The sequence below is a fragment of the Pseudomonas sp. EU05-FHT14B02 genome, from assembly GCF_058791055.1.
The window spans coordinates 200,546-219,497 of record NZ_JBYTDD010000004.1; the positions used below are offsets into that span (position 1 = coordinate 200,546).

Genomic DNA, 18,952 nt, shown 5'->3' on the forward strand with positions numbered 1-18,952 from the left:
CTGTGGGAGCGAGCTTGCTCACGATGGGGTCCTGTCAGTCAACAGAGATCCCCAAGCGGTACTTGCATCTTGGCCCACCCACCCGCATAACTTGCCGCATGAACCTGCCCATTCCCGCAGACAGTGCCCTGAGCGGCTTCCACCCTGCCGTCAGCGCCTGGTTCAGCCACACGTTCCCGGCGGTCACCGCCGCCCAGGCCCGGGCGTGGCCGCTGATCCGCCAGCGCCGCTCGACCCTGGTCGCCGCGCCCACCGGTTCCGGCAAGACCCTCACCGCCTTTCTCGCCGTCATCGATGACCTGGTGCACCGCGGCCTGGAAAGCCCCGAAGGCTTGCCCGACGCAACCCTGGTGGTCTACGTCTCGCCCCTCAAGGCATTGTCCAACGACATCCAGATCAACCTGCAAAACCCGCTGGCCGGCATTACCGAGCAATTGCGCATGATGGGCCTGCCCGAGTTGCAGATCACCACGGCCGTGCGCACCGGCGATACACCGCAAAAAGATCGTTCGGCAATGCGCAAGACCGCGCCGCACATACTGGTGACCACGCCGGAATCCCTGTATGTGCTGCTCGGCTCCGACTCTGGCCGGCAGATGCTCGGCACCGCACAAACGGTGATCGTCGACGAGATCCACGCCATGGCTGCCAGCAAACGCGGCAGCCACCTGGCACTGAGCCTTGAACGCCTGCAAGCCCTCTGCCCGGAGCCACTGCTGCGCATCGGTCTGTCGGCCACGCAAAAGCCCATCGAAGCCGTCTCGCGCTTCCTTGTCGGTCGCGACCGTCCGTGCGAGATCGTCGACATCGGCCACGCCCGCCCCCGCGACCTGGATATCGAAGTACCGCCCGTGCCGCTATCGGCCGTGATGGCCAACGATGTCTGGGAGTTGGTCTACGACCGCCTCGCCGCCCTCGCCCGGGAACACCGGACCACGCTGATCTTCGTCAACACCCGACGTCTGGCCGAACGCCTGAGCCGGCACCTGAGCGAGCGCCTGGGCAAGGATGCCGTCGCCGCCCACCACGGCAGCCTGGCCAAGGAATTTCGCCTGGATGCCGAGCAGCGACTCAAGCGCGGCGACCTGCAAGTGCTGATCGCCACCGCGTCGCTGGAACTGGGGATCGACATCGGCGACGTCGACCTGGTGTGCCAGATCGCCTCGCCGCGTTCGATTGCCGGGTTTCTGCAACGGGTCGGCCGTTCCGGGCACCAGGTCGGCGGCACGCCCAAGGGCCGTTTGTTCGCCACCACCCGGGACGACCTGATCGAATGCGCCGCGCTGCTCGACTGCGTGCGCCGGGGCGAACTCGATACCTTGCTGATCCCGCAAGCGCCGCTGGACGTGCTGGCGCAGCAGATCATCGCCGAGGTCAGTTGCCAGGAGTGGCCGGAACAAGCGCTACTGGAGATGCTGCGCCGCGCCTCGCCCTACGCCGGACTCGACGACAAACACTACCAGGCGCTGCTGCACATGCTCGCCGAGGGTTACAACGGTCGTCAGGGCATTCGTAGCGCCTACCTGCATCGCGACGCTGTGAACCGCACCCTGCGCGGCCGCCGGGGCGCGAAACTGACGGCGGTGACCAGTGGCGGGACCATTCCGGACAACGCCGACTACAGCGTGCTGCTGGAGCCTCAAGGGCTGAACATCGGCACCATCAACGAAGACTTCGCCGTGGAAAGCATTGCCGGGGATATCTTCCAGTTAGGCAACACGTCCTATCGGATCCTGCGGGTGGAAACCGGCAAAGTCCGGGTCGAGGATGCCCAGGGCCAGCCGCCGACCATTCCGTTCTGGCTCGGTGAAGCACCGGGGCGCAGTGCCGAATTGTCCTCGGCGGTGGCGCGCTTGCAGGCACAACTCGATGACCTGCTGGGGGCTGCGCCAGGTAACTTGCAGCCAGCGCTCGACTGGCTGACCGAGACCCTGGGTTTGAACATCGCCAGCGCCGAACAACTGGTGGATTACCTGGCCCGTGCGCGGCAAACGCTGGGTGCCCTGCCATCCCAAGACACATTGCTGATGGAGCGTTTTTTCGACGAGTCCGGCGGCACGCAACTGGTCATTCACACGCCGTTCGGCAGCCGCATCAACCGCGCCTGGGGCCTGGCCCTGCGCAAGCGTTTCTGTCGCACCTTCAATTTCGAATTGCAGGCCGCCGCCAGCGAAGACGCCATCGTGCTGTCGCTGTCCACCAGCCACAGTTTTGAACTGGACGACGTCTGGCGCTACTTGCACAGCAACAGTGCCGAACACATCCTGATTCAAGCCGTGCTCGACGCGCCGCTGTTCGGCGTGCGCTGGCGCTGGAATGCCGGGGTGGCCCTGGCGCTGCCGCGCTACAGCGGCGGGCGCAAAGTCCCGCCGCAGATCCAGCGGATGAAAAGCGAAGACCTGATCGCCAGCGTGTTTCCCGATCAGATCGCCTGCGTGGAAAACCTCGCCGGCGAACGGGAGATTCCCGACCATCCGCTGGTAGAGCAAACCCTCGATGACTGCCTGCACGATGCCATGGACAGTGAAGGCTGGCTGGCTTTGTTACGGCGTATGGAACGTGGCGACATTCGCCTGATCAGCCGCGACTTGCCGGCGCCTTCACCGCTGGCGGCGGAGATTCTCAGCGCCCGGCCCTATACCTTTCTCGACGATGCACCGCTGGAGGAACGTAGAACCCAGGCAGTGCTCAATCGGCGCTGGAGCGACCCGCAATCCACCGACGACCTCGGCGCCCTGGACGCCGAGGCGATTGCCGCCGTGCGCGACGAAGCCTGGCCAGCGCCCTGCGGGGTCGACGAAATGCACGAGGCCTTGATGAGCCTGGCGTGCATCACCGATACCGAGGCCGGCGCCAACCCGCAGTGGTTCGACTGGCTCAAGACCCTGGCCGACAGCGGCCGCGCGAGCCGTATGCAGATCAACGCCGGGCAATCGCTGTGGCTGGCGCTGGAGCGCCTGACCTGCCTGCAGGCGATTTTTCCACAGGCCGAAATGACGCCATCGCTGCAAGCGCTGCCGGACTTCGACGAAGTCTGGGAGGCCGACGACGCCATCCTCGAACTGATCCGCGCGCGGCTCAGCGCCTTCGGGCCACTGGCGCTCGAGCGTATTGCCGAACCACTCGGCTTGCCCGCTGCGCAGGTCAACCAGGCCCTGGCGCAACTGGAACGCGAAGGCTACGTGCTGCGCGGTCGCTTTACCCCGGGCACTACCCGGGAAGAATGGTGCGAGCGACATTTGCTGGCGCGGATTCACCGCTATACGGTCAAGCGCCTGCGCCGGGAAATCGAACCGGTGGCGTTGCAGGATTTCATGCGATTCCTGTTCGACTGGCAGCATATATCGAGCGCAAGCAAGGGTCAGGGCGCCGCGGTACTGCCAGCCGTCGTCGCGCAATTCGAAGGCTACCCTGCTGCCGCTTCAGCCTGGGACAGCGACATCCTGCCGGCGCGGATCAAGGACTACTCGGCGACCTGGCTGGATGAGTTGTGCCGCAGCGGCAGACTGGTGTGGACGCGCCTGACTGCGCGCAACAAAAGCGCCAGCACCGCGCTGCGCAGCACGCCGATTGTGTTGCTGCCGCGCAACCGGGTGGGCCTCTGGAGCGGCTTGACCGAACAGACGCCCGTCAGCGAACTGTCGCCGAAAGCGCAAAAGGTCCACGCCGCCCTCAGCCAGCACGGCGCGCTGTTTTTCGATGAGCTGATTCATGAGGCCCACCTGCTGCGTTCGGAACTGGAAATCGCCTTGCAGGAACTGGTGGGCGCCGGGCTGGTGAACGCCGACAGCTTCGCCGGGTTACGCGCACTGATCACCCCGGCCAGCAAGCGCCAGCCTCGCAACAGTCGACGCGGGCGCGGGGCATTTATCGGTGGCATGGACGACGCCGGGCGCTGGGCCTTGTTGCGACGTATGCCTGTCGCGCCGGTGGTGCAAAACCAGCGGACGCCAGCCGATACCCTTGAGCACATCGCCTTGACCTTGCTGCGTCGTTACGGCGTGGTGTTCTGGCGTTTGCTGGAACGTGAGGCGGACTGGCTGCCGAGCTGGCGCGAACTGCTGCGTACTTTCCATCGTCTGGAGGCACGCGGAGAGATTCGTGGCGGACGGTTTGTCAGCGGGCTGGCGGGTGAGCAATTCGCCTTGCCCGAGGCTATTCCCTTGTTGCGAGAGGTACGGCGTCGACCCCAAGACGGCAGCCTGGTCGCGGTGTGCGGGGTCGATCCGCTGAACCTCGCCGGCACGCTATTGCCCGGCGCGAAAGTCCCGGCACTGGCGAGCAATCGGCTGGTGTATCGCGACGGGTTGGCGGTTGCTGCCGAGATTGCCGGCAAGCAGCAGATCTGGGTGGAACTGGATGAACGGGCGATGGCTGAAGTGCGTAGTAAGCTTATCCGGCATTAATGGCGTCTGGACCGGCCCCATCGCGAGCAAGCTCGCTCCCGCAGTGATCTCTGTTGTGCCGAAAATTTGTAATCACAGAAGATCCCCTGTGGCAGCGAGCTTGCTCGCGATGGGGCCAGACCAGCCACTGAAAGCCCCAAGTACTAAACTGACTATTGAGGCCGCGGCCGCTCCGGCATCAACACCGCCGAATGCTCCGGTGCGGTATCTCCCTCCTTCAGTGGCTCGACCGCATGCCTCGGCACCAGCGCCTGCTGTGGATAAGTCTGCGCGAAATGCACCCACGGGCAGTTATCCACAAGCTTTTTCAGGCGCTGGTTAAAGGCCCGGCTCACGGCATATTGGCCGCCGGACACCGTGCGGAATTGCGCGGTCAGCACCACGCCGTTGAGGTCCATTTTGTCGACGCCAAACACATCCAGCGGCCCTTGCAGGTTGTAACGCAAGAATGGGTCGCTGCTGATGGAGTGCCCGGCCTCGCGGATCAGTTCGATGGCCTTGTCGACATCGGTGTCGTAGGTGAATTGCACCGAGAAAAACGCATAGGCGAATTGCCGCGATTGGTTGGTCACGGCCTTGATCTGCCCGAACGGCACCGAGTGCACAAAGCCCTTGCCATCGCGCAGGCGCAAGGTACGGATGGTCAGGCCTTCGACCGTGCCGGCATGCCCGGAATCGAGCACCACCCAGTCGCCGATGGACAGGGTGTCTTCGATGATGATGAACAGCCCGGTGATCACGTCCTGCACCAGTTGCTGGGAGCCGAAACCGATTGCCAGGCCGATAACCCCGGCACCAGCCAGGAATGGCGCGACGTTGATCCCAAGGTTGGCCATGGTGGTGATCGCGCATATCACCACCAGGATGATTTTGATCGCGTTGCGCAGCAGCGGCAGGATGGTTTTCACCCGTGTACTCGGCTGACGCGCCGAGCGCTTGTTGGTTGGCGGTTTCAGAGCTTCCTGAATCGCCGTGTCGAGTACCACCCAGACCATCCAGGTCACCAGCAGGATCAGACCGATGTGGCCCAGGGAATCACTGATCGCCCGGCCCACGGCATTGGTCACCGCGAATTCGAACAGCGACACGCCCCAGATCCGCCCGAGGATATCGATGAACACGATGGCCATGCCGATACGCAACAAGGCATGTGACAAATTGAGAAAGCGCTCCTTGTACGCGCTGCTGCGGCGCAGGTCCGCTTCGCTGCGCGTCTTGAACAGATGATGCAGCGTGGTGCTGATAAACACCGTGGCGATCAGCAGCACCGTGGTGAACAAGGCGCTGCGCAGCACTCTCTGGTTGTCCACCCCGGCGCCGATCAGGTTGATGATCGATACCAGTACCATCAACAGAATCGGCCAATACCAGAGCCCGGAAAATATCCGCAGGGTTTCACGCAACGCCGGCTGGCTGAGGCGCTGGGCCAGCGGCAGGATGCGGATCACATGGGCGACTGGGCGACGCATGCGGATCACCAGCAAGCCGAAGGAAATCGACGCTGTCAATCCAGTGAACACGGCGATGCTGCTGGTGAGATTGCTGCCCAGTTGATGGGCGATCTGCGGGCTGGTCAGGGCATCGCTCAGGGCCACCAGAAAACCGATGCCGAACAGCGGTCGTGGGCTGTGTTGTCGAATAATCTGCACCGCCCGCCGCTTGTGTCCGGCATTGAACATCACCACCAGCGACAGCACCAATGACGCGGCAAAGATCCCGGCACTGGTGGCATAGGCAAAACACAACGCCAGCGCCCTTCCCGCCGATATCGGCAAAAACTGGCTGGCATAAATCGTCAACGGCAGACTGATCACCGCCGGAAGGGTGTAGGGCAGCACATAACCGAGCAACGCCTGGCCCCGTTCCCGACTGAGCAGCAGACGGTGCTCGCACAGGCGCCTGGCGGCCATCCGCCCAAGCACCCAAAGACAGGCAAACACGGCCGCCCACACGCAGGTCAGCAGCAGGAAATCGCCGGCGACGCGCCAGGGCGAACGGGCCGATGGCTTATTGACCAATTGATCCACTTCATCGGCCGCGAGGTCGGCACGCAGGCGCCAGACGTCGAGAAGGTTTTCGTTGAGATCGAGTTTGGTCTGGACCTCGTCGATGCTTGAACTGATGGCCCCCAGTAATCCGCCTTGCACCAGCGGTTCAGGGTGGGCTGGTGGGGTCACGGCGGTCGCGGTGGCCGGCAGCCCCGGTATCGCGCCGGCTTCCAGTTGCTCGCTACCCACAAACAGCAACGCTCCCAGCAGTATCGCGGTCTTGAGCCTGATCAAAACACCCGCTCCTTTGGCTGTGTCGGTAAGGAACTGATCGAGAAATGTCTGGCAAGTTCGGATATTGCCCGCAGATAGCAGGACGGCGATGCCTTCCTGTGCCACAGACTAACACTCTCGCTCGCGACCTTTGCGCCCAAGGCAAATATCAAATGCTCGCCCCTGTATTTTTCCGCACGATCCGAACCACGACACTGCGCTCCATCGAATGAATCCACCGGAGTTGCAGCCATGCCCATTGCCTTGCTCGCGCTGACCCTCAGCGCCTTTGCCATCGGGACGACCGAGTTCGTCATCGTTGGCCTGTTACCCACCATCGGCGCCGACCTCGGCGTCAGTCTGCCATCCGCCGGCCTGCTGGTCAGCCTGTATGCCCTTGGCGTTGCCGTCGGCGCCCCGGTGCTGACCGCCCTCACCGGCAAGGTTCCGCGAAAATTGCTGCTGTTGTCGCTGATGGTGCTGTTCACCCTCGGTAACCTGCTGGCGTGGCAAGCACCGAGTTACGAGTCGTTGATCCTCGCACGGATCGTTACCGGCCTGGCCCATGGGGTGTTTTTCTCGATCGGCTCGACCATCGCCACCAGTCTAGTGCCGAAGGAAAAAGCCGCCAGCGCGATTGCCATCATGTTCACCGGCCTGACCGTGGCGCTGGTCACCGGTGTGCCGCTGGGGACATTCATCGGCCAGCATTTCGGCTGGCGTGAAACCTTCCTCGCCGTTTCGGCCCTGGGCGTGATCGCCTTCATCGGCAGCCTGATATACGTGCCGAAAAATATCGCCCACAGCAAACCCGCATCGCTGTTGCAGCAATTGCAGGTGCTCAAGCAACCACGCCTGCTGCTGGTGTATGCGATGACGGCCGTCGGCTACGGCGGTTCATTCATTGCCTTTACCTTCCTCGCGCCGATTCTTCAGGACCTTTCCGGCTTCAGCGCCAGCACCGTCAGCCTGGTGTTGCTGGTCTACGGCATCTCCGTGGCCGTCGGCAATATCTGGGGCGGCAAACTGGCGGACAAACGCGGCCCGATCAGCGCTCTGAAAATCATCTTTGCTCTGCTCGCCGCCGTGTTGTTCGTGCTGACTTTCACCGCCGGTAATCCTTGGCTCGCGCTGGCCACCGTGCTGGTCTGGGGCGCCGTGGCATTCGGCAACGTGCCGGGGTTGCAGGTGTATGTGGTGCGTCAGGCTGAGCATCACACCCCGCAGGCGGTGGACGTGGCGTCCGGTCTGAACATCGCGGCGTTCAACCTCGGCATTGCCGGTGGCGCGTGGGGTGGTGGCCTCATCGTCGCCCACATGGGGTTGATTCACACCGCATGGATCGGTGGCCTGGTGGTGTTGGTGGCGCTGGCATTGACCGCATGGAGTGGACGCCTTGATCGCCTCGGCCCGGTGTATGCAGAACCGGCCGAGGGTTCTGCCCGCGTTATCACCGGCCACGGATAAACCCTGTGTGGGGCTTGCTCGCGAAGGTGGCTTATCAGTCACATCCATGTTGAATGGACCGCCGTTATCGCGAGCAAGCTCGCTCCTACAGTTGTTCGGTGGTGTTCTACAGAGAATGTACCGTCCGTAGTCCCATCGAAACTTTCGCCGCCGCCCCGGAGTCATCCAAAAACAGGGGCCGTCAGGCGGGAGGCGACATGACAGCGAATCACACCGATATTCCCGCACACTCAAACGCAACCGGCATGCAGGTACAGGGGCCGTCCGTCACTTGTCGTTTCAAGGTGCTGACGGTCAATACCCATAAAGGTTTCACCGCACTCAACCGGCGCTTCATCCTGCCGGAACTGCGTGAAGCGGTGCGCAGTGTGTCTGCCGATGTGGTGTTTTTGCAGGAAGTCCACGGCACCCACGAACAGCATCCCAGGCGCTACACCAACTGGCCGGCGATGCCGCAATACGAATTCCTCGCCGACAGCCTGTGGCCGCAGTTCGCCTATGGCCGCAATGCGGTGTATCCGGCGGGCGATCACGGCAATGCGCTGTTGTCGAAGTTCCAGATCATCCGCCACGACAACCTCGACGTGTCCATCAGCGGCCACGAGAACCGTGGGATCTTGCATTGCGTATTGCGCTTGCCCGGCGACGGCCAGGAGGTGCATGCGATTTGCGTGCATCTGGGGCTGCGCGAAACCCATCGCACCGCGCAACTGAAGCTGCTCACCCAGCGCCTGGACGCCCTGCCCGGCAACGCCCCGGTGATTGTCGCCGGGGACTTCAACGATTGGCGCCAGCGCGCCGATGCATTGCTCACGCCCAGCGGGTTGCGCGAAGTCTTCGACGAGCACCATGGCAAACCGGCGCGCAGTTTCCCCGCACGCCTGCCGGCATTGCGTCTGGACCGCATCTACGTACGCAACCTCAAGGCCAGCCATCCGCAAGTATTGACCTCTCGGCCCTGGTCGCACCTTTCCGACCACGCCCCGCTGTCGGTGGAGATCGAGCTATGAGCAGCCATTCGATGGAAAAAAACACACTGGAACACATCCCCGCTCCGCCCACCCGCGAGCCGACAGCGGTCGATGTCGAATACGGCTGGCAAGGCAGCAATCGGGTCGAGTTGCTGGAAAATGGCGAGGCGTATTTTCCCCGGGTGTTTGAAGCCCTGCGCCGGGCGCAAAACGAAATCCTGTTGGAGACCTTCATTCTGTTCGAGGACAAGGTCGGCAATGAGCTGCAACAGATTCTGATCGAAGCCGCCCAGCGTGGCGTGCGCACCACCGTGAGCCTCGACGGCTTCGGCTGCGGCGAACTGAGTACCGGGTTCCTGAACGCCCTGACCGCGGCCGGCGTGCACCTGCAAATGTTCGATCCGGCACCGAAACGCCTGGGCATCCGCACCAACTGGTTCCGGCGCCTGCACCGCAAGATCGTGGTGGTCGATGGCACCATCGCGTTCGTCGGCGGGATCAATTTTTCTGCCGATCATCTGGCCGACTTCGGCCCCGAGGCCAAACAGGATTATTCCGTAGAAGTTCAGGGTCCGGCCGTTGCCGACATCCATCACTTTGCCCTGCTGCAATGCGGTCGCCCGGCGCACGCCAAATACTGGTGGCACCGCCGTCGGCAGCGGCGTTCGGAACTGGCCTTCAGCGATCACGATGGTCAGGTGCGGCTGGTGTACCGCGATAACGGGGAACACCAGACCGACATCGAGGAGGTTTACCGCCAGGTATTGCGCCAGGCGCAGCGCCGGGTGGTGATCGCCAACGCCTACTTCTTTCCCGGGTTCCGCCTGCTGCGCGAGATCCGCAACGCCGCCCGCCGAGGGGTGGATGTGCGGCTGATCCTGCAGGGCCAACCAGACATGCGGGTGGCCAGGCTTGCGGCGCGCATGACCTACGATTACCTGCTCAAGTCCGGGGTGAAGATCTACGAATATTGCGACCGTCCACTGCACGGCAAGGTCGCACTGGTGGATGAAGACTGGAGCACCGTAGGCTCCAGCAACCTCGACCCGTTGAGCCTGTCGATGAACCTGGAAGCCAACTTACTGATCCGCGACCGTGGCTTCAATCGAGTTCTGTTCGATCGCCTGGAAGACCTCAGCGACAACCATTGCAAGGTCATGTCTCACGACATCGCGCCACGCGGGCGTGTCTGGCACATGACCGTCGGTTTTCTGGTGTTTCACTGCCTGCGGCATTTCCCGGCGTGGGCCGGTTGGTTGCCGGCGCATAAACCTCGCCTGAAACACATTCCTCCTCCGACCGGGGCCGCTGACCATGAACCGCACTGAGCCCCACACGGCAACTCACGCCAAAAGCCCTGGCAAGTCGCACTGGAACCGCTGGAAACGACCGCTGACGATGCTGTTTTTCCTGATGCTGATCGTGCTGTTCACGATGCTCGCCCAACGCATCGAATGGAACGAAGTGTTCGATACCCTGGCCGATTTCAAGGTGCGCACACTGATCATTGCCTCGGGGCTGACCCTGGTGAGTTTTCTGGTGTACGCCTGCTTCGACCTGATCGGCCGCACCTACATCCGCCAGAACCTGACCTGGAAGCAGATTCTGCCCGTGGGGATCATCAGCTACGCCTTCAACCTGAACCTGAGCGCCTGGGTCGGTGGCATCGCCATGCGATACCGGCTGTATTCGCGGCTCGGGGTCAGCAAGAGCAACATCGCGAAAATCCTCGGTCTGAGCCTGGCGACCAACTGGTTCGGTTACATGGTCATTGCCGGCGCCATGTTCAGCAGCGGCCTGGTGCGCATGCCGCCGGGCTGGAAGCTCAGCAGTAGCGCGCTGCAAGGCGTGGGGGTTTTGTTATTGCTGCTGAGCGCCGGATACCTGGTGGCGTGCCGGTTTGCCAAACGTCGGGAGTGGGTGATTCGTGGTGTGGAGATTGACCTGCCGTCGCTGCGCATGGCCGTGCTGCAACTGGCCCTCGGTGCCCTGAACTGGTCGCTGATGGCAGCGGTGATCTTCACCTTGCTACCGAACAAACTGGACTATCCACTGGTGCTGGGCGTGCTGTTGATCAGCGCCATCGCCGGGGTCATCACTCACATCCCGGCCGGGCTCGGCGTGCTGGAAGCGGTGTTTGTGGCGCTGCTGCAACACGAGGCTTCGCGGGGCAGCCTGGTGGCGGGGCTGCTGGCCTATCGGGCGATTTATTTCATCCTGCCGTTGTTGATTGCCCTGGTGATGTACCTGCTGGTGGAAGCCAAGGCCAAGTCATTGCGGATTGCGAAGAAACCCAAGTGATTTTGTGCTGGTTGTGAGGACGCCTTCGCGGGCAAGCCCACGAAGGGGCCCGCAAGAACACCCCAATATCAGGATGATTGAATAATGCTCAAACGCTCCCCCACCACCATCTCGGTAATCCAGCCGACAAGGATCGAGGTGTAGGCCTGCTGCGAAACCGGGTCGCTCAGCGCATGGTCGGCGCCGTCGATAATGCGGTGAGTCAGCGAGTGAGTCTGCTGGCACGCCGCGCGGTAACTCATGATCGTCGAATGGGGCACGTAGTCGTCGGTCTCGGACTGCACCAACAGGACATCCCCGGTGAATTGCGAGCAGGCATGCAAGGCACGATTGCTGTCGGCACGCACCAGGGTGCTTCGGTAATCACGCAGATCCAGCTTGTCCAGGTCGCGTTTCGGCGTGTGCCATTGCTCGTCGCGATACAGCGCCGGCACCCGCAGCGCCAGCCAGCGCACGGGCCTCAGCGAGGTCAGAATCGAGGCCAGATACCCCCCGTAACTGGTGCCGACCACGGCAATCGCCGAGGTATCGAGGGCCGGGTGCGCGAGCAAGCGGTCATAGGCCGCCAGCAGGTCGCGCAAATTGTCTTCCCGGGTCACGCGGGACAATGGAATGCCGGTGCCACCGGTGTGCCCGCGCAGGTCAAAGGTCAGGCACACGCACCCCAACCCGGCGATACCTTTGGCGCGTTCCAGATCCCGCTCCTGGCTGCCGCCCCAACCGTGCACAAAGAGCACGCCGGGGACTTTCGATTTGGGACTCAGGAAGGTGCCGCTCATCTGTTCGTCGTCAATGTCGATCTGAATGGATTCGCTTCTAGCCGTCATAGGGTTTAACCGTCACGTACTTGAGGAGAAAGTCACTGGCCTGCGCCGGCCCGCGGTACACCTCGATGGCGTCCGCCGGCAGCGGCTGGTCGATGTATGTTTCCACCGAAGACACACGAATCGCGCATATCCCCGAATCGTTGACGAAACTTTGCAAGGCCGCGACCTCGGCGCTGCTGGCACCGCCCATGCGCCAGGACTGTTCGAGCACACCGCTGCGTGGCCGGCCATCGCTGCCGACGCCCTGGGCGATGTCGTAGTTGCGCCGCGAGGCATAGAAACCTGGGTAGGCTTCATCCGCCGCGCTGTCGAACACCTGTGCCTGGTGGATCGCCAGTTGCACGTCTTCCGGCAGATCCAGCTTCAACAATTCGTCATAGCCACCTGGCACCACCAGCAGGTTGGACCCGCCATACACCTGTTCACCCTGAGCGTCCTCGGTCAAGTATTGATCACCGCAATAGCTAAGTACTTTTGCGCCGATAAAACTCTGGCCGACGCTGTGGGTGATCACCTGGTCCAGGTCCTGTTCGAGCACCACGCCTTCGGTGAACATCGCCTCGGCCTCGGGCTGGGCAAGCAGCTCATCGAACTCGTCGAGGCTTTTGATCACTTCCTGACCACGTCCGGCACAGGCATGAATCGGTTTCAGGCGGATCGGCCCGGTGTACAGCAAATGCTCCGCCGCCGGGCGCGCATCCTTCAGGGAGAACACGCTGAGACCGTCGAGCACCACGCTGCGCACCCGCTCGGAAAACAACGGAGCCCAGCCTCGCGGCGCATGGGCATGGTGGTTGAGCAATCCGTGACTGATGGCTTTGGTGCAGATGAAGTCGTGGTCGACATAACCGCCCCACAAATCCTCCGGGCCCTTGACCCCCAGTTGCCGGGCAGCCGCAGCGCCCACAAGGGTCTGGGTCGGCAACAGGTAGATATTCCGCCCACCATGCCGTTGCGGGTCGAAACTGCCACCGTACTTGAGCCCCAGTATCTGCGCCAGCCAGCGGGCCAGCGCACGATTGGTCTCGACTTCGTGCAGTGGCGCGTCGGCGATCACCGAGTGGGCAAGCACCAGTTTCTTGCTGTTTGTTGGGGTCATGCATCCCCCTTCAATCGACGCTTGATGAATGTAGCTGAAGGGGTGCAGGGATCAGGCCAAGGCGGCCTGAGGGGAAAGGGTTTTCAAATCAGTCTGTTGCGCAGTAAGTGATGGCATGAGGCCTGTTTTATTCTGCACGACTTCCTTTGATATTCCGGCATTTTGCACGACTCCCACAGGGAATCGAGGTGATGCAACTACCGTGCAACCAATCCAGGGCCCACCCCGAACCGCGTCCGATAATCACTCGGCGCCAGCCCGGTGATTTTCTTGAATGTTGCGCGAAACGCCCCGGGATCCTGATAACCCACGGTCCAGGCGATGTGGTCGATGGTGCCGTTGGTGAACTCAAGCATTTCCCGGGCCTTGCCGACTCGCAAGTGCTGGCAGTATTCGGTGGGTTTGAGCCCGGTGGCCGCGCGAAAGCGTCGCAGGAAGGTGCGTTCTTCCAGCCCTGCCTTTTCGGCCATCGCCGCCAGCGACACATCGGTCGCTCCGGTGCTTTGCAGCCAGTGTTGCACCTTGAGGATCGTCGCATCGCCATGACTGAGGATCGGCGCAAAGTTGCTGCCGCACTCACTGGCGCTATCGCTGTGTTCCACCACCAGAAAACGCGCGGTGTTGGTGGCGATGCTCGGCCCCAGCAGCCGGTTGACCAGGCGCAGACCCAGTTCGGACCAGGCCATCAGCCCGGCGGTGGTAATCAGGTCGCCGTCATCGACGATCGGCGTATCGGCCTTGAGCCGGATCGCTGGATAACGTTCGGCGAAAGCTTTGGCCGAGGTCCAGTGAGTGGTGGCGCTGCGACCGTCGAGCAGACCGCTTTCGGCCAACAGGATAGAGCCCACGCAAACCCCGCCCAGAGTCGCGCCGTTGGCATGTTGCTCACGCAACCAGCGAATCAGTCCCTGTGGCGCCTGGCCCTCGGAAAAACCGCCGATCGACGGCGGAATCAGCACGGCCACCAGGGCGCGCTCCGGGCCAGGATGGCTGTCGAAGACCCGAACCGGCGCCTGATCACCCTCGACCTGCCAATGGCTGACCCGCAACAGCGGCAACTGCGCAGACTGATGTTCGGCGGCGATCCGGTTGGCCACCCCGAACAAATCCGTCAAACCATACACCGCCGCCATCTGCGCGCCGGGATAGATCAGTACACCGAGTTCGGCGATTGCCCTTTCTGCGTCCATTGTCAGTTTTCCCCCTTCTATTGTCGGTGCGGCCAATCCTCGGATCGCCTGCCAGAGCCAATACTTCATTCCACACCAACACACACTTCGAGGAAACAGTCATGGCCAAGCAAGCGCTCATCGTAGTCGATATCCAGAACGACTACTTCCCCCAAGGCAAGTGGCCGCTGGTCGGTGCCGACGCCGCCGCCGACAACGCCGTCCGCCTGATCAAGGCCTTCCGCGACGCAGGGGATTCAGTGGTGCACATTCGCCACGAATTCACCTCTGAAGATGCGCCGTTTTTCACCCCGAACTCCGAGGGCGCGAAGTTGCACCCGAAAGTGCTCAACCGTGCCGACGAACCGGTGGTGCTCAAACACTTCGTCAACTCGTTCCGCGAAACCGAACTGAAATCGATCCTCGACGAACAAGGCATCAAGGAACTGGTGGTCGTGGGCAGCATGAGCCACATGTGCGTCGACGGCATCACCCGGGCGGCGGCGGATTTTGGCTATACGGTCACCGTGATCCACGACGCCTGCGCCACCCGTGACCTGGAGTTCAATGGCGTGACGGTTCCGGCGGCGCAAGTTCATGCGGCGTTCATGGCGGCCCTGGCGTTTGCCTATGCCAGCGTGGTCTCGACCAACGAGTACCTGACAAGAAGCCAGAAGGTGTAAACCTTTTTCAGGACAAGACAGCGAAAATGAAAAAGCCCATGGCCGCAAATGCCATGGGCTTTTAATTGCCGGTGAGTCTGGACGATCTGCATCAAACGCAATACCGCCAGAATCCTGAAAAGTCATGCCGAAGCCAACAATCACTCCACTCCCAACGCATACGCGGGGGATGTTGCTTTCACCCATGCCACTTTCTGGATAACTCACTGGAAGCCTGAACAATGAACAGCATGAATATCAGCACTGACAGCCTGTCGAAAAAAACATCCCTCGGACTCACCACCATGACGCTAGGGACCTACGGCATTTACTTCGCCCTCGCCGTTATCTACTTCTGGTTCGGGGGAATGAAATTCACCCACTATGAAGCAGAGGGACTGGTGCCACTGGTAAGCAACAGCCCCTTCCTGGGATGGGTCTATAACATTTTCAGTGTCGATCTGTTTTCCAGTTTGCTTGGCGTTCTGGAGATCTCCATCGGTGTACTGATTGCGGGTCGCCTGCTGTCGCCAAAGCTTTCCTTGATCGGGGGCGTCTTGTCGGCCGGGCTGTTTTTCACCACCTTGAGCTTTATGTTCTCGACCCCCGGCGTGATTGAGCCCGGCCTTGGTTTCCCGGCCATTTCGGTCGCGCCAGGCCAGTTCCTGCTCAAGGACATCGGTTTGCTTGCCGCCTCCCTGTTCGTGGCGGGCCATTCGCTGACCCGACTGGAAACCCCTTGAGCTGACAACTTCACCCGCCGATGGCCTGAATCAGCTCGATGCATTCAGGTCATCGCCATCACCAGCCAGTACGCGGCCCTCAAGGGCCAGGGATTTCATCCAGTCCCGTGGACTGCAGCCGGTCTTGCGGCGAAACGCACGGGCAAGGGCCGACGGACTTTCATAGCCCACCTCATCGGCGATCAGCGTAATCGGCCGCCCCTCCCGCAGGCGCTTCTGCGCCAGACTGATCCGCCAGCTCAGAAGATAATCCAACGGTGTTTGCCCCAGGACCGCGCGGAAATGCACGGCATAAGCGGCGCGGGACATGTTCGATTCATTTGCCAACTCGGCCACTGACCAGGCCCGCTGAGGTTGGTTGTGCATCTGTATCAGCGAGCGCGACAGCCGCACATCGGCCAACCCGGCCATCATGCCAGTGCTCAACTGATGGTGGTCGAGCAAATGCCGGAACAGCAGGATGATCAACAGTTCGAACAAACGATCAAGCACGGCCTCCCTGCCGCAATGCCCGGCGCCAGCTTCACCGAACAGCCATCTCAGGGTGTCGGCCAGCAACGGCAGCTCATCCAGGGGCAACACCAAAAGATCGGGGAGCGAAGCAGATATCGGATTGCTGGCGCCGCCATCGAACAGCATCGACGCACATAACAGCTGAGCACCTTCAGTCTCACTGGCGATGAGCTGATGTCGACTGGGGCGTGGCAGGAAAATCAGGCTGGGGCGAGTGATCAACAACTCACTCCTCCCTGGACCTTTCAAAGTGACAGAGCCGGCCTGCAGCAGGTGAATATGACCACGCTGGTCGGCGCCATCGTAGGACGCCACGCCGCAAAGCATGCCGCTGTAAAACAGGTTCGCGCGCACGCCGAACTGTGACAACAACGTAGACAGGCGATCCATAGGGCAACTCTGCACAGGGTCTGGACCCATAGCAGAGTATCACTGCGCGCTGACCGCTGGACGATCCTCGATCCCGGCGAGGAATGCCCTGGTAAAAATGCAAAAAAGCCCGGCATCCATAGGGAGGCCGGGCTTTTTCAGGTTCTATTCTTTGGTGAAAGAATCAGAACGGGATATCGTCATCAAAGCTGTCGAAATCCGGAGCCGGCTGAGGAGCGGCCTGCTGTGGAGCCGGGCGCGACTGTTGCGGTGCCGACTGCTGTGGACGTGGAGCCTGCTGGCGTGGCGCGGACTGCTGGTAGTTGTTACCACCGCCCTGGCCCTGCTGGTCGCCCTGTGGACGGCCGCCCAGCAGTTGCATGGTGCCTTGCATATCGACCACGATTTCGGTGGTGTAGCGCTTGATACCGTCTTTTTCCCACTCGCGGGTCTGCAGCTTGCCTTCGATGTAGACCTGAGAACCTTTACGCAGGTATTCGCCAGCGATTTCTGCAACCTTGCCGAACATCGACACACGGTGCCATTCGGTCTTTTCAACTTTCTGACCGGTTTGCTTGTCGGTCCACTGTTCGCTGGTCGCCAGACTCAGGTTGGTCACGGCGTTACCGTTAGGCAAGTAGCGAACTTCGGGATCCTGGCCGCAAGTGCCGACCAATATGACTTTGTTAACCCCACGGGCCATAACGTTCTCCTAGGCTACGCACGCAGCCCCGGCCGGGTTGTTCACCAGGCTCTCAAGGGTGGTGCGATCCAATAGTTCGGTGTCCAGTTTGATGTAAATCGCCGCCTCTTCCGCGACGATGACTGCATCTGTTATCCCTACGACCGCCTTCAGGCGCTCGACCAGACCCGCTTCGCGGATCGCCTCGGGCGACAACGGCAAGCGCAGGCTCGTGACGTAGGGAGGTTCGCGCATGGTAACAGCAAAGGCCAGCCAGAGGGCAGCCAGACCGGCGCATCCGAGGAACACAACCGACAGACCGCCATGCTGGAACAGCCAACCGCCAAGAATGCCGCCCAATGCCGACCCGAGGAACTGGCTGGTGGAATAAACCCCCATCGCCGTGCCCTTGCCGCCGGCCGGTGAAACCTTGCTGATCAGCGATGGCAACGAAGCTTCCAGCAGATTGAACGCGGTGAAGAACACCACCGTACCGATCACCAGAGCCCGCAAGCTGTCGCCGAACTGCCAGAAGAATAGCTCAGTGAACATCAACGTCACGACGGCGCCGAGTAAAACTCGTTTCATTTTGCGTTTCTTCTCGCCGTAGATAATGAACGGGATCATGGCGAAGAAAGAAATCAGCAACGCGGTCAGGTACACCCACCAGTGCTGCTCTTTGGGCAGCCCGGCTTTCTCGACCAGCGCCAGCGGCAAGGCGACGAAGCTGGACATCAACATCGCGTGCAACACAAAAATACCCAGGTCCAGCCGTAGCAGGTCCGGGTGCTTGAGCGTCGGCATCAATGCCTGGCGCGCAACACCGGACTCGCGATGCTGCAATGTCCCGGTAGAGCGCGGCACCATGAACATGACGATCAAAATGCCGAGCAGCGCCATGCCGCCCGTGGCGAGGAACAACCCGGACAGACCAAAAGCGCGGGTCAGCAACGGGCCGACCACCATGGCGACGGCGAACGACAGACCGATGGTCATGCCGATCATGGCCATTGCTTTGGTCCGATGCTGCTCCCGGGTCAGGTCTGACAACAAGGCCATGACCGCAGCCGAAATCGCCCCGGCACCTTGCAGGATTCGCCCGGCGATCACGCCCCAGATCGAATCGGCATTGGCTGCCAGCAGACTGCCTAGGGCAAACACGATCAGGCCCAGGTAAATCACCGGGCGGCGACCGATGCGATCGGAAATGAAACCGAATGGAATCTGGAAAACTGCCTGGGTCAGGCCATAAGCGCCAATCGCCAGACCGATCAGGGCCGGGGTCGCTCCTGACAGGTCCATCCCATAGGTCGCCAAAACCGGCAACACCATGAACATGCCAAGCATACGGAAGGCGAACACCAGGGCCAGACCGCTTGCCGCGCGGGTCTCGCTGCCGCTCATGCGCTCGCTGTGGGGATCGTGCATGGAAAAACCTCATGTGAACCGGCGGCGATTCTACCAGTCCCATCGATTGGCAGG

The 18,952-nt window shown here is 61.7% G+C and carries 14 protein-coding genes; 7 read left to right on the forward strand and 7 right to left on the reverse strand.

Features of this window, described 5'->3' with window-relative positions; all coding sequences use genetic code 11:
- Positions 1–98: 98 nt before the first annotated feature.
- Positions 99–4,406, forward strand: coding sequence for a DEAD/DEAH box helicase (locus AC3WTM_RS06320; protein ID WP_102672143.1), 4,308 nt, complete (start codon positions 99–101; stop codon positions 4,404–4,406).
- Between the two features lie 152 nt (positions 4,407–4,558).
- Here AC3WTM_RS06320 and AC3WTM_RS06325 read toward each other — a convergent pair whose 3' ends face one another.
- Positions 4,559–6,688, reverse strand: coding sequence for a mechanosensitive ion channel domain-containing protein (locus AC3WTM_RS06325; RefSeq protein ID WP_102672144.1), 2,130 nt, complete (start codon positions 6,686–6,688; stop codon positions 4,559–4,561).
- 231 nt (positions 6,689–6,919) lie between these two features.
- On the opposite strand from AC3WTM_RS06325, the gene AC3WTM_RS06330 reads away from it, so the two are divergent.
- The 4 genes from AC3WTM_RS06330 (at position 6,920) to AC3WTM_RS06345 (ending at position 11,406) form a co-directional block, all read left to right on the forward strand.
- Positions 6,920–8,134 carry an MFS transporter gene (locus AC3WTM_RS06330; RefSeq protein WP_102672145.1) on the forward strand — a complete coding sequence of 405 codons (1,215 nt, stop codon included), beginning with the start codon at positions 6,920–6,922 and terminating at the stop codon, positions 8,132–8,134.
- A gap of 245 nt (positions 8,135–8,379) precedes the next feature.
- Entirely contained in the window at positions 8,380–9,144 is a 765-nt protein-coding gene (locus AC3WTM_RS06335; protein ID WP_256586071.1) for an endonuclease/exonuclease/phosphatase family protein, read from the forward strand.
- Positions 9,141–10,433: a cardiolipin synthase ClsB gene (gene clsB / locus AC3WTM_RS06340; RefSeq protein WP_102672147.1), complete on the forward strand. Its 1,293-nt coding sequence runs from the start codon at positions 9,141–9,143 to the stop codon at positions 10,431–10,433. The genes AC3WTM_RS06335 and clsB overlap by 4 nt, the downstream gene beginning before the upstream one ends.
- Complete coding sequence (locus AC3WTM_RS06345) at positions 10,420–11,406, forward strand: lysylphosphatidylglycerol synthase domain-containing protein (protein WP_102672148.1); 987 nt, start codon at positions 10,420–10,422, stop codon at positions 11,404–11,406. Before clsB ends, AC3WTM_RS06345 begins: the two co-directional genes overlap by 14 nt.
- 68 nt (positions 11,407–11,474) lie before the next feature.
- On the opposite strand, the gene AC3WTM_RS06350 is transcribed toward AC3WTM_RS06345, so the two are convergent.
- The 3 genes from AC3WTM_RS06350 to AC3WTM_RS06360 form a co-directional block, all read right to left on the reverse strand.
- Positions 11,475–12,233, reverse strand: a complete 759-nt coding sequence (locus AC3WTM_RS06350; RefSeq protein ID WP_102672149.1) for an alpha/beta hydrolase family protein — start codon at positions 12,231–12,233, stop codon at positions 11,475–11,477.
- Positions 12,223–13,332 (reverse strand): DUF3182 family protein, encoded by a 1,110-nt coding sequence (locus AC3WTM_RS06355; RefSeq protein ID WP_102672150.1) that lies wholly within the window; start codon positions 13,330–13,332, stop codon positions 12,223–12,225. The genes AC3WTM_RS06350 and AC3WTM_RS06355 overlap by 11 nt, the downstream gene beginning before the upstream one ends.
- Before the next feature lie 197 nt (positions 13,333–13,529).
- Entirely contained in the window at positions 13,530–14,522 is a 993-nt protein-coding gene (locus AC3WTM_RS06360) for a GlxA family transcriptional regulator (protein WP_102672151.1), read from the reverse strand.
- A 101-nt stretch (positions 14,523–14,623) separates the two neighbouring features.
- Between AC3WTM_RS06360 and AC3WTM_RS06365 the strand changes: the two genes are divergently transcribed.
- Positions 14,624–15,184: a cysteine hydrolase family protein gene (locus tag AC3WTM_RS06365; RefSeq protein WP_102672152.1), complete on the forward strand. Its 561-nt coding sequence runs from the start codon at positions 14,624–14,626 to the stop codon at positions 15,182–15,184.
- Between the two features lie 221 nt (positions 15,185–15,405).
- Positions 15,406–15,906, forward strand: a complete 501-nt coding sequence (locus tag AC3WTM_RS06370) for a YkgB family protein (RefSeq protein WP_102672153.1) — start codon at positions 15,406–15,408, stop codon at positions 15,904–15,906.
- Between the two features lie 30 nt (positions 15,907–15,936).
- On the opposite strand, the gene AC3WTM_RS06375 is transcribed toward AC3WTM_RS06370, so the two are convergent.
- The 3 genes from AC3WTM_RS06375 to AC3WTM_RS06385 all read right to left on the reverse strand — a co-directional run bounded on the left by AC3WTM_RS06375 (position 15,937) and on the right by AC3WTM_RS06385 (position 18,898).
- On the reverse strand, positions 15,937–16,809 hold the full coding sequence (locus AC3WTM_RS06375; RefSeq protein ID WP_102672154.1) for an AraC family transcriptional regulator: 873 nt from the start codon (positions 16,807–16,809) through the stop codon (positions 15,937–15,939).
- A 163-nt stretch (positions 16,810–16,972) separates the two neighbouring features.
- Positions 16,973–17,491 carry a single-stranded DNA-binding protein gene (locus AC3WTM_RS06380; RefSeq protein WP_007984430.1) on the reverse strand — a complete coding sequence of 173 codons (519 nt, stop codon included), beginning with the start codon at positions 17,489–17,491 and terminating at the stop codon, positions 16,973–16,975.
- Positions 17,492–17,500: 9 nt separating this feature from the next.
- Positions 17,501–18,898: an MFS transporter gene (locus AC3WTM_RS06385; protein WP_102672155.1), complete on the reverse strand. Its 1,398-nt coding sequence runs from the start codon at positions 18,896–18,898 to the stop codon at positions 17,501–17,503.
- Positions 18,899–18,952 lie beyond the last annotated feature (54 nt).